Genomic DNA, 10,909 nt, shown 5'->3' with positions numbered 1-10,909 from the left:
CGCTGCAGATGTGAGAGGCCGCTACCGTCCCCGCCCGGGGCGGTCGCGGCCTTTCACACGAAGTCCGCTGCGCTCGAGTCGGCGCACGAGGTCGTGATAGCTCACAGGCAGGGCTCCTGCCGCCACGAGCTCTGCGTGCCGAGCGATGGGCACGTCGTAGTGGTCGAGGTCGAAGCTGCGCCGCGGCAGTCCTGCGGCTCGCGCGAAGGCATGCAGCTCGTCGAGCGATGAATCGCTGACGAGGTGTCCCCAGACCGTGTCGTGGGCGGGCCAGATGGGCCAGTCGATCAGCACGGTCATAGTGCACGAGTGTACGTCTGTGCGGCGCTTCCCAGCTTCGCCGGGCCGCTCGACTTGTACTCTGGTGCGCGATGACTTCCCCTCGGCTCGAGCACCAGGAGCGCGGAGCGCACGCGGGCCATGACGAGCACGACGGCCACACCCATTCGGCGACGGTGACCGGCAGGCAGTTGCTGGTGCGCATAGGCATCGGTGCCGGTATCGTCGGCGCTCTCTTCGCCGTACGTGCATTCATTCCGGGCCTCGGCGTGAGCCTGCCGAACCGCATGCAGGACTTCGTCACTCTCTCGATCAGCGTGATCGTCGAGTCGCTGCCGTTCGTACTGCTGGGCATCGTGCTCGCCGTCATCGTGCAGGTCTGGCTTCCCGCCGGCTTCTTCGACCGCATCCTGCCGAGGAACCCGACGGCTCGCCGCGCGTGCATATCGCTGATCGGCATGCTCCTGCCGGTGTGCGAGTGCGGCAACGTTCCCCTCGCCCGCGGCCTCATCATCCGCGGTTTCACCGTTCCCGAGTCGCTCACCTTCCTGCTCGCGGCGCCGATCCTCAACCCGATCACGATCATCACCACGCAGCAGGCCTTCGGCGGCGACCCGATCATCCTCGTCGCTCGCCTCGTGGGCGGCTTCGTCATCGCCAACACGATCGGCTGGCTCTACTCCCGCCATCCCGCTCCGGATGCGCTGCTGACGCCCGGTTTCGCCCGGGAATGCGAGGTGGCGCACCACGAATCCGGCTCCCGGACGGTGCGGAGCCTGGCCATGTTCGTGCGGGAGACCACGGGAATCATGCCTGCGCTGATCATCGGATCGCTCGTGGCCGGCGGCATCCAGACCATCGTGCCGCGCGACGTGCTCGTGGCGCTCGGCAGCAACCCGGTCTGGTCGGTGCTCGCCCTCATGGCACTGGCCTTCGTCGTGTCGGTCTGCTCGAACGTCGACGCGTTCTTCATCCTGTCGTTCGGGGGCATCTTCAGCACCGGCGCGATCGTGTCGTTCCTGACGTTCGGGCCGATGATCGACGTGAAGATGCTCGCCCTGATGCGCACGACGTTCACGACTAAGACGCTGGTGCAGGTCTCGGTGCTCGTCGGGCTGATGTCGGCAGCCCTGGGTCTGGCGGTGAACGTCCTTGTTTGACGCGATGAAGCAGCGCTGGATCGGGGTCGTCCTGACCCTCGCCGCGTGCGTGGCCACCGTGTGGTTCTGGGCGAACGGCGACCTGGGGCTCTATGTGCACCCGCGCTACTTCGTCTTCACCGTGATCGCCGCGATCGTGGGCATCCTGGTGGTGGTCGCGAGCTTCGTCGTGCGCGTGCCGACAGACGACGCGTCCGAAACAGGTGCGGCGCGACGAGCCTGGCGCAGGGTCGTGTCGTTCGGTGTCGTGGTCGCATGCGTCTTCGGCGCGGGTGCGCTCATGCTGCTTCCGCCCGCCACGCTCACCTCGGCCACTGCCGACCAGCGCAGCGTGAACAGCGGAACGGTCGTGGGCTCCGGAGCGGCGCAGGCGACGGGCGACACGGCGGACTACGGGGTCAAGGAGTGGGCCACCGCGCTGCGCCAGAGCACCGATCTGCAGGGTATCGCCGGCAGCTCGGCGAACCTCACGGGGTTCGTCAGCGCCGATCCCGACGACCCGGAGAACGTGTTCTTCGTCACCCGCTTCTTCGTCACGTGCTGTGCCGCCGATGCGCAGCCCGTGGGCGTGCCGGTCTACCAGCCCGACTGGAAGTCGTCGGTGACGCTCGACGAGTGGGTCGAGGTGTCGGGGGCATTCGACCTCAACCCGAGCGTGAAGAGCCGCCAGCCCATGGTGCTCGTACCGCAGCAGGTCACCGCGGTCGATGAGCCGAGCGATCCCTATGTCTACTGAGACGCAGGCAGCCGCGCCGACCGGCGGCCGGTCGTTCGCACGCACCCTCATCACGCTGATCGTCGTGCTGGTCATGGCCTGCTGCGGACTCGCGGCGCTGACGCTGGGCCAGGGGCCGCGGCTGGCCCGCGCCGACATCGACACCGACAGCGTCGTGCAGCTGGCACAGCAGAGGCTGCTGATGCACTCGAACGAGGCGCTGGCCGAGGTCGACGCCGAGCAGGTCAGCGTGTCGCCGAGCGTGCCCCTGGCGGTCGCCACAGACGGCAGCACCCTCTCGATCACCTTCGACCAGCGGCTCCTGTACGACACCGACTACGTCGTGTCGGTGTCGGGGGTCACGAGCCCGTTCCAGGATGCGACGTCGACGTTCGACTACGCCTTCACCACCGGCTCGCCGCCGGTCTACTACCTGCAGCCGGGTGCGCCGGATGCGTCGGGCCGGGCCGACGACGCGATCGTGCGCACCACGGTCGAGGGCACCGCACGCGACGTCGTGTACTCGGCCCCGGGCATCCAGGACTTCGCCGTGGTCGGCTCGAGTCTGGCGGTGTCGACGACGGCCGACGACGGCATGTCGCAGCTCGTGCTGATCGTTCCCGGGCAGACGGCCGTCGAGACCCTGCCGTTGCCCGGGCGTGGCACGATCACGCAGCTCGGCTCGTCGGTGAAGCAGGCGATGCTCGGCCTGCGCTTCACCAGCCAGGATCCGTCCGCCGGGTACTCGAACACTCTGCTGCTGTTCGACCTCCTCGCCAAGCACACCTCGTTCACGCTGCCCGGAACGGTGATCGGCCAGCCCCTCGCGGTCGACCAGTGGCGATTCATCCCCGACAGCACCCTCGTCGAGACCGTCGCCGACGGTGTGCTGTCGATCTACGACTCCGCTCTGCAGCAGGGCGCCGTGATCGGCGACTACGACGGTCTCGGAGAGGTGGCCCCCGCGGGCACGCAGTCGGTGATCGGATCACCGGGCTCGGCGAAGGTGCTCGACCTCCTCTCGGGGCAGGTGTCGCCCCTCGACGTCGCCCTTCCCGACGGTGCGACGGCTCTGGGGCTTCCTGTTCTGGGCGCCGACGGCTCGTCGACCGTCACGGTCGCGGCACTCGACGACGCGGCCGGCGGATCGAGGCAGGTCGTGGTGCGGAGCGACGCCTCCGGCGCGACGGTCGTCTTCGACACGGGGTCGCAGGATGCGCGCATCGTGTCGATCACACAGTCGCCGAATGCGCAGTACCTCGCGATCGCCGTGGCGGCGGGGGCCCAGACCGACGTCGTCACCTCGCTTGTCGACCGGTCGAGCGGCGCCGTCGTGCGCACGCTGGCGGGGCTGCGCATCACCTGGCCGTAGTCGGCGCAAGAGGCTGTTATGCTGTCGAGAGCGCAAAGACTCCGACCGAACCCTCGGGGGAAGGCGCTTATCATCGTGCTCCGGGTTTGACCGGGGCTCGAGTGTGACGTAAAGTTGTCCGTTGGCGCGCGCTTGGCTCAGCCCGCGTGTCAATCGAGTTTTGTGGGCATTCGCTCTCTAGAGAATAGGTACTGAAGTGGTTTACGCAGTTGTGCGCGCCGGTGGTCGGCAAGAAAAGGTAGAGGTCGGCACGATCGTCACCCTCGACCGCATCAAGGCCGACAAAGACGGCAACATCGAGTTGGCCGCCGTGCTGCTCGTCGACGGTGACAAGATCACCTTCGACGCCGCATCGCTCGCCAATGTCACCGTCACCGCCGAGGTCCTCGAAGACCTCCGCGGCCCGAAGATCGTCATCCAGAAGTTCAAGAACAAGACCGGGTACAAGAAGCGCCAGGGTCACCGTCAAGACCTGACCCGCGTCAAGGTCACCGGAATCAAGTAGGGCAGGAAGAGCTAATGGCACATAAAAAGGGCGCGAGTTCCACTCGCAACGGTCGTGACTCCAACGCACAGCGTCTGGGCGTCAAGCGCTTCGGTGGCCAGGTCGTCGGAGCGGGCGAGATCATCGTCCGCCAGCGCGGCACCCACTTCCACCCCGGCGTGAACGTCGGCCGTGGCGGAGACGACACCCTGTTCGCACTCGCCGCCGGTTCGGTCGAGTTCGGTCACAAGGGCGGCCGCAAGGTCATCAACATAGTGGCGGGCGAGTAGCACCACCTCGCACGCACAGATGGCAGGGGCGGGCTTCGGCCCGCTCCTGCCATTCTTCGTTTTTCACAGAAACATCAACGTAAGGAGAGCAGATGGCAACGTTTGTTGACCATGTGACACTCCACCTCCGCGCAGGCAACGGCGGCAATGGCTGCGTGTCGGTGAAGCGCGAGAAGTTCAAGCCTCTCGCCGGCCCCGACGGCGGAACCGGCGGCAACGGCGGAGACATCGTTCTCGTCGCCGACCCCGGCGTGACCACTCTCCTCGGATTCCACCGCTCGCCGCACCGCCGCAGCGAGAACGGCGGTCCCGGCATGGGAGACCACCGCAGCGGCACGAACGCCGACGAACTCGTGCTGAGCGTTCCCATCGGCACGCTCGTCAAAGACGCCGACGGCACGGAGCTCGCCGACATGACCGACCCCGGCATGCGCGTCGTCGTCGCCGAGGCCGGCCAGGGCGGGCTGGGCAACGCCGCGCTGGCGAACACCAAGCGCAAGGCACCGGGCTTCGCCCTGCTCGGAACGCTGGGCTTCGAGGGCGATGTGCGCCTCGAGCTCAAGGTCGTCGCAGACGTCGCGCTCGTGGGCTACCCGTCCGCCGGCAAGTCGAGCCTCGTCGCCGCTCTCTCGGCCGCCAAGCCGAAGATCGCCGACTACCCCTTCACCACTCTCCACCCCAACCTCGGCGTCGTCCAGGCGGGGGAGACCCGCTACACGATCGCCGACGTTCCCGGTCTCATCGAGGGCGCCAGCGAGGGCAAGGGGCTGGGCCTCGAGTTCCTGCGTCACGTCGAACGCTGCACCGCGCTGCTGCACGTGCTCGACTGCGCCACCCTCGAGCCTGGTCGCGACCCCATCTCAGACCTCGACATCATCCTCGCCGAGCTGGCCGCCTACCCGGTTCCCGAGGGCCAGATCCCGCTGCTCGAACGCCCGCAGCTGATCGCGCTGAACAAGATCGATGTGCCAGAGGGGCGCGAGCTCGCCGACTTCGTCACGCCCGAACTCGAGGCCCGCGGCTACCGCGTCTTCGAGATCTCCACCGTCAGCCACGAGGGCCTCCGCCCCCTGTCGTTCGCGCTCGGGCAGCTCGTCGAAGACGGTCGCCAGGCTCTCATCGACGCTCCGCCGAAGCCGCGTCTCGTGATGCGCCCCCGCGCCGTCGACGAGGCCGGTTTCACCGTGCGCGTCGAGGGCGGCTCTGGCGGCAACATCTACCGCGTGCTGGGCACCAAGCCCGAGCGCTGGGTGCAGCAGACCGACTTCACGAACGAGGAAGCGATCGGCTTCCTGGCCGACCGCCTGGCCAAGCTCGGCGTCGAGGACCAGCTCTTCAAGAAGGGCGCCCAGGCGGGCTCGACGGTGATCATCGGCCTCGACAACGGCGTGGTCTTCGACTGGGAGCCCACCATGACGTCGACCGCCGAACTCGTGACCGCCCCGCGTGGTCTCGATCCCCGACTGCTCAAAGACGGTCGACGCACGAGCAACCAGCGCCGCGAGGAGTACTTCGAGCGCATGGACGCCAAGGCCGAGGCGCGTGCCGAGCTCGTGCGCGAGAAAGAGGCGGGGCTCTGGCGCGAAGACAGCTCCGACGAGGAGTGACCCGCGTCAGGCTGGCGGATCGCAGCGACATCGGGCGCGCGAGACGCATCGTCGTGAAGGTGGGCTCGTCGTCGATCTCCGGCGACAACGCAGGCCAGATCGCTCCGCTCGTCGACGCCCTCGCCACGGCGCACCGCCGGGGCGTCGAGATCATGCTCGTGTCGTCGGGCGCCATCGCCACCGGAATGCCGTATCTGCAGCTCGAGAACCGGCCCACCGACCTGGCGACGCAGCAGGCGGCGGCCGCGGTCGGCCAGAACGTGCTCATCTACCGCTACCAGGACAGCCTCGACCGCTTCGACATCGTGGCCGGCCAGGTGCTGCTCACGGCCGGAGACCTCGAGAACCCGACGCCCCGGTCGAACGCGCAACGCGCCATGGAGCGCCTGCTCGGGCTGCGCATCCTGCCGATCGTGAACGAGAACGACACGGTCGCGACGCACGAGATCCGCTTCGGCGACAACGACCGGCTCGCCTCCCTCGTGGCAGAACTCGTGCAGGCCGACCTGCTCGTGCTCCTCTCCGACGTCGACGCGCTCTACACGCGCCCGCCCCTCGAGCCCGGCGCCATCCTGATCTCGCACGTTCCCTACGGCGACGAGCTCGACGGTGTGGTCGTCGGCGATGTCGGAACCGGTCTCGGAACCGGGGGAGCGACCACGAAGGTCTCTGCCGCGCGGTATGCGGCCAGCAACGGCACGGCGGTCATCCTGACCTCGACTCCGCAGGCCGCCCAGGCGCTGGCCGGCGAGCCCGTCGGAACCTGGTTCGACGCGGCTCCGGCGTCGTAAACTGGGCGTCATGCCCACTTCGACACTGGCCGCCACCGCATTCACCGACAAACTGGATGCCGCGCGCACGTCGGCGCGCAGCCTCGCGCGGGCGACCACCGACATCAAGAACGGCGCCCTGTCGGCCATCGCCGAGCAGCTGAGGGCCAACGTGCCGGCCATCGTCTCGGCCAACGACCTCGACCTGGCCAACGGCAGGGAGAACGGTCTGGCATCCGGTCTCCTCGACCGGCTGACGCTCGACGAGCGGCGCATCGACGCGCTGGCCGCGGCGACGCTCGAGCTCGTCGGCCTGGTCGACCCGGTGGGCGAGACGGTGCGGGGGCGCTCGCTTCCCAACGGCGTGCGCATCGAGCAGGTGCGGGTTCCCTTCGGCGTGGTGGGGGCCATCTACGAGGCGCGGCCGAACGTCACGATCGACATCGCCGCCCTGGCCATCAAGAGCGGCAACGCCGTGGTTCTCCGCGGCGGATCCGCCGCTGAAAACACCAACCGCGTGCTCGTCGATCTCATCCAGCGTGCGCTCGAGTCGGTGGGACTGCCTCGCGAGGCCGCCCAGACCATCGACGAATTCGGCCGCGACGGCGCCACCGCGCTCATGACGGCCCGCGGTTACATCGACGTCCTGATTCCCCGAGGCAGCGCGGCCCTGATCAACACGGTCGTCTCCGAGTCCACCGTTCCCGTCATCGAGACGGGCGCCGGCGTCGTGCACGTGTTCCTCGACTCCAGCGCGGACCTCGATATGGCGACCGCGATCGTGCACAACTCCAAGGTGCAGCGGCCGAGCGTATGCAATGCGCTCGAGACCCTGCTGGTGCACGAAGATGCGGCGGCCCGCCTGCTGCCGGGCGTGCTCGCCGCGCTGCGCGCATCCGGTGTCACGATTCACGCCGACGCGCGTGCCCTCGCCCTGTTCCCCGACGCCGTCGAGGCCACCGAAGACGACTGGAGCACCGAGTACATGACGCTCGACCTCGGCGTGCGGGTCGTGGCCGATGTCGACGAGGCGATGGAGCACATCCGCCGGTACTCGACCCATCACACCGAGTCGATCGTCACGAACGATCTGGCGAACGCCGAACGGTTCCTCGGCGAGGTCGATTCGGCGGCGGTCATGGTGAACGCGTCGACGCGGTTCACCGATGGCGGCGAGTTCGGGTTCGGCGCCGAGGTCGGCATCTCGACCCAGAAGCTCCACGCGCGCGGGCCGATGGGGCTGCCGGAGCTCACGAGCACCAAGTGGCTGGTGCGGGGAACCGGGCAGGTGCGCGCTTAGCGGTATCCTTGATCGACCGCGTGATGTTCTGCGCGCCACCGACGACGAAAGAGAACCATGTCAGTTGTGACAAGCCTCCTGGCCGAAGTTGAAGCCCACGTGGAGCTGCCGTTCCCCGCTATCGTCTTCGGACTCATCGCCTTCGTCATCTTCGCCGCCCTCGCCGCCGTCATGTGGAGCTACCGCGACGTGGCCAACCGCCACCCGCGCAAGTCCGCGGCCTACGCCGCCACGCACGACCCTCACGGCCACGCAGACCGCACGGGCGCAGACCACTAGGCACCGAAGAACGTGACCTCCACGAACGGCCGGCGTGCCCGGATCGGTGTCATGGGTGGAACCTTCGACCCCATTCACCACGGGCACCTGGTGGCCGCCAGCGAGGTGGCCCAGTCGTTCGACCTCGACGAGGTCGTCTTCGTTCCCACCGGCCAGCCGTGGCAGAAGAAGGTGGTAACGCCGGCCGAGCACCGCTACCTCATGACGGTGATCGCCACGGCGTCGAACCCGCGCTTCACCGTCAGCCGCGTCGACATCGACCGGGTCGGCGACACGTACACGATCGACACCCTGCGCGACCTGCACGAGCAGAGGCCCGACGCAGACCTGTTCTTCATCTCGGGAGCCGACGCGATCGCGCAGATCCTGGGGTGGAAGAACGCCGAGGAACTGTGGTCGCTGGCGCACTTCGTCGCCGTCTCGCGGCCCGGACATCCGCTCTCCATTTCCGCTTTGCCGCATGAAGACGTAAGCTATTTGGAAGTTCCGGCTCTAGCGATATCGTCCACTGACATACGCGGCCGGGTGGGCCGGGGTTTTCCGGTGTGGTACTTGGTACCCGACGGTGTCGTACAGTACATCACCAAGCACCATCTATATCGGAGTATTGAATGACGTTGTCTCCCGACGAGCAGCCGCTGACTCGGCGCCAGTTGCGCGAACTCGAGCGCACCATGCCGAAGAAAGACCGGCAAGACCCCGCGAAGGTGCAGGAAGAAGCTGCACGACGCGCCTCCGAGAACGATTCGGCCGAGGCGCCCGCTGCTGCGAGCCCAGATGCCGCGCCCGACGCCGAGCCTACGGCCGAGGCCACCCAGACATCGGACGTGACCGAGGTCGTCGAAGACGCGGTCGTCGTCGACGAGCCTTCCGAGACGGTGCCGGCAGACGAGGGCGACGACGCCCTGCAGACGCCTTCTCCCGTCGGAGCCCGCGGCGCATCCGACCCGATCTCGAGCTTCGCGCCCGAGGCGGCCGAGCAGCAGCCCATCGTCGAAGAGCTGGTCATTGATGAACCGCGTATCGATGACCCGCGCACCGACGACGTGCCGATCGACGACGATCCCGATGACGGCGACTCCGTCACCGAGATCACGGTCGAATCGCTCTCGAGCGGCCCCATTCTCGCGCCGATCTTCCAGCCGCCCGCCGTCGTTCCCGACGAGCAGGCGCCCGCCAAGATCGACGACGCCGACGCATCGTTCGACGACCTCATCTCGTCGCGAACCGTCGGATCGACCAACTCGTCGCAGACCAGCGCCCTCGTGCTGCCGGCCGTTCCGAGCAGCATGGACATGGGCACGGCGCTCGACGAGACCGGTGAGGTCATCATCACCGGATCGATCGACCTGCCGTCGAGCATGGGCGCCAGCGGCGCTCCCGCAGCGGGCATCGAGTCGAAAGACCTTGACGCCCTCCTCGAGGTCGGCGAGACCGAGCAGAGCGGCGACGACGTCGCGCCTGTCAGCGCCAGCCGAGCCGTGAGCACGGGCGCATCCAACAACGCCCTCGTCGCTCCTCCCAAGCGGGGCAGGGCCAACGTGCCCGTCGTCCTCGCGATCACCGCGGGTGTACTCGCGATCGGCGTCGTGGGCCTTCTGCTCGCCGCCTTCGTCTTCAGGATCTTCTAAATTCAATTGACAGCCTCAGCACGCTCCATCGAGCTCACCCAGATCGCGGCCTCGGCCGCAGATTCGAAGCAGGCATCCGATCTCGTCGCCCTCGACGTCTCCGGTCCGCTTCCCCTTGCCGACGTCTTCTTCCTCGCCTCAGGCCGCAATGAGCGCAATGTCGTGGCCATCGGCGAGGAGATCATCGACCGCCTCGCCGAGCAGGGCGTCAAGATCCAGCGCCGCGAAGGCCTCTCCGAGGGCCGCTGGGCCCTCCTCGACTTCGGCGACCTGGTGGTGCACGTCTTCCACGAGGAGGACCGCATGTACTACTCGCTCGAGCGCCTCTGGAAGGACTGCCCGGTCGTTCCGATCGAGGTCGCCTCGACAGAGGCCAGTGCCTGAGCGTGACGACACTCTGATCGCCTCTCGATTTTTCTTGAGCGGGATCTGTGTTGTAAGCTAGGCAAGTTGTTTCGGCCCGGGTGAAAGCCCAGACGGAGACATGAACGGGGCTGTGGCGCAGTTGGTAGCGCACCTGCATGGCATGCAGGGGGTCAGGGGTTCGAATCCCCTCAGCTCCACCAGAGGAACCGCCCGAAAGGGCGGTTCTTTTTCTTTTGCCCCGCAGGTGCCGTGCGCGAGGACGAATGGCAGGATGCCGGTATGGAGATTCGTAGAGCCATGCCCGTGATCAAGACGGAGCGGCCAGCCGAAGGGCGCCGTTTCTACGAGGGGTTCCTTGGCTTCCGTGTCGCGATGGAGGAGGACGGAATGCTGATGCTCGCCTCGACGAGCACGCCCACGACGCAGGTGATCGTGGCGTGGCCGAGTGAGACGGCGGTCGACCCGCAGCTGCTCTCTGTCGACGTCTCCATCGAGGTGGCCGACATCGATGCGGCTTACGCGCTCGCCCGAAACTCGGATCTCGAGATCGTCCGCGAACTCCGCGACGAGCCGTGGGGGATACGTCGATTCTTCGTCCGCGACCCGGCGGGACAGACGATCAACGTCGCGAGCCACATCTAGGCGAATCGATGATG

General features: G+C 67.5%; 14 protein-coding genes and 1 tRNA gene. 14 read left to right on the top strand and 1 reads right to left on the bottom strand.

Annotation, left to right across the window (positions count from 1 at the left end; all coding sequences use genetic code 11):
• Positions 1 to 21: 21 nt before the first annotated feature.
• Positions 22 to 300 carry a DUF4031 domain-containing protein gene (locus QCD70_RS07980; RefSeq protein ID WP_301214885.1) on the bottom strand — a complete coding sequence of 93 codons (279 nt, stop codon included), beginning with the start codon at positions 298 to 300 and terminating at the stop codon, positions 22 to 24.
• Positions 301 to 371: 71 nt separating this feature from the next.
• Between QCD70_RS07980 and QCD70_RS07975 the strand changes: the two genes are divergently transcribed.
• The 14 genes from QCD70_RS07975 to QCD70_RS07910 all read left to right on the top strand — a co-directional run bounded on the left by QCD70_RS07975 (position 372) and on the right by QCD70_RS07910 (position 10,895).
• Positions 372 to 1,439: a permease gene (locus tag QCD70_RS07975; RefSeq protein ID WP_301214883.1), complete on the top strand. Its 1,068-nt coding sequence runs from the start codon at positions 372 to 374 to the stop codon at positions 1,437 to 1,439.
• Positions 1,440 to 1,443: 4 nt separating this feature from the next.
• A complete protein-coding gene (locus tag QCD70_RS07970; protein ID WP_301214881.1) occupies positions 1,444 to 2,175 on the top strand; it encodes a TIGR03943 family putative permease subunit in 732 nt (243 codons plus the stop codon).
• Positions 2,165 to 3,526 carry a hypothetical protein gene (locus QCD70_RS07965; protein ID WP_301214879.1) on the top strand — a complete coding sequence of 454 codons (1,362 nt, stop codon included), beginning with the start codon at positions 2,165 to 2,167 and terminating at the stop codon, positions 3,524 to 3,526. Before QCD70_RS07970 ends, QCD70_RS07965 begins: the two co-directional genes overlap by 11 nt.
• Positions 3,527 to 3,722: 196 nt before the next feature.
• Positions 3,723 to 4,031 (top strand): 50S ribosomal protein L21, encoded by a 309-nt coding sequence (gene rplU, locus QCD70_RS07960; RefSeq protein WP_301214877.1) that lies wholly within the window; start codon positions 3,723 to 3,725, stop codon positions 4,029 to 4,031.
• 14 nt (positions 4,032 to 4,045) lie between these two features.
• Entirely contained in the window at positions 4,046 to 4,300 is a 255-nt protein-coding gene (gene rpmA / locus QCD70_RS07955) for a 50S ribosomal protein L27 (protein WP_044442950.1), read from the top strand.
• A gap of 92 nt (positions 4,301 to 4,392) precedes the next feature.
• On the top strand, positions 4,393 to 5,907 hold the full coding sequence (obgE, locus tag QCD70_RS07950; protein WP_301214870.1) for a GTPase ObgE: 1,515 nt from the start codon (positions 4,393 to 4,395) through the stop codon (positions 5,905 to 5,907).
• Between the two features lie 11 nt (positions 5,908 to 5,918).
• Positions 5,919 to 6,698, top strand: a complete 780-nt coding sequence (gene proB, locus QCD70_RS07945; protein WP_301215283.1) for a glutamate 5-kinase — start codon at positions 5,919 to 5,921, stop codon at positions 6,696 to 6,698.
• A 10-nt stretch (positions 6,699 to 6,708) separates the two neighbouring features.
• Positions 6,709 to 7,977, top strand: a complete 1,269-nt coding sequence (locus QCD70_RS07940; protein WP_301214869.1) for a glutamate-5-semialdehyde dehydrogenase — start codon at positions 6,709 to 6,711, stop codon at positions 7,975 to 7,977.
• 57 nt (positions 7,978 to 8,034) lie between these two features.
• On the top strand, positions 8,035 to 8,256 hold the full coding sequence (locus tag QCD70_RS07935; RefSeq protein ID WP_301214868.1) for a hypothetical protein: 222 nt from the start codon (positions 8,035 to 8,037) through the stop codon (positions 8,254 to 8,256).
• A gap of 12 nt (positions 8,257 to 8,268) precedes the next feature.
• Positions 8,269 to 8,871, top strand: coding sequence for a nicotinate-nucleotide adenylyltransferase (gene nadD, locus QCD70_RS07930; RefSeq protein WP_082480193.1), 603 nt, complete (start codon positions 8,269 to 8,271; stop codon positions 8,869 to 8,871).
• Positions 8,868 to 9,887 carry a hypothetical protein gene (locus QCD70_RS07925; RefSeq protein ID WP_301214864.1) on the top strand — a complete coding sequence of 340 codons (1,020 nt, stop codon included), beginning with the start codon at positions 8,868 to 8,870 and terminating at the stop codon, positions 9,885 to 9,887. Before nadD ends, QCD70_RS07925 begins: the two co-directional genes overlap by 4 nt.
• A 6-nt stretch (positions 9,888 to 9,893) precedes the next feature.
• Positions 9,894 to 10,271 carry a ribosome silencing factor gene (gene rsfS, locus QCD70_RS07920; RefSeq protein ID WP_301214862.1) on the top strand — a complete coding sequence of 126 codons (378 nt, stop codon included), beginning with the start codon at positions 9,894 to 9,896 and terminating at the stop codon, positions 10,269 to 10,271.
• Positions 10,272 to 10,377: 106 nt separating this feature from the next.
• Positions 10,378 to 10,453 (top strand) — tRNA-Ala (locus QCD70_RS07915).
• 79 nt (positions 10,454 to 10,532) lie between these two features.
• Complete coding sequence (locus QCD70_RS07910; protein ID WP_301214860.1) at positions 10,533 to 10,895, top strand: VOC family protein; 363 nt, start codon at positions 10,533 to 10,535, stop codon at positions 10,893 to 10,895.
• The last annotated feature ends 14 nt before the right edge of the window (positions 10,896 to 10,909 follow it).

Origin of the sequence: Agreia sp. PsM10, from assembly GCF_030433855.1 — a bacterium.
Classification (GTDB): domain Bacteria; phylum Actinomycetota; class Actinomycetes; order Actinomycetales; family Microbacteriaceae; genus Agreia.
This window is presented reverse-complemented; position numbering and strand designations above follow the sequence as displayed.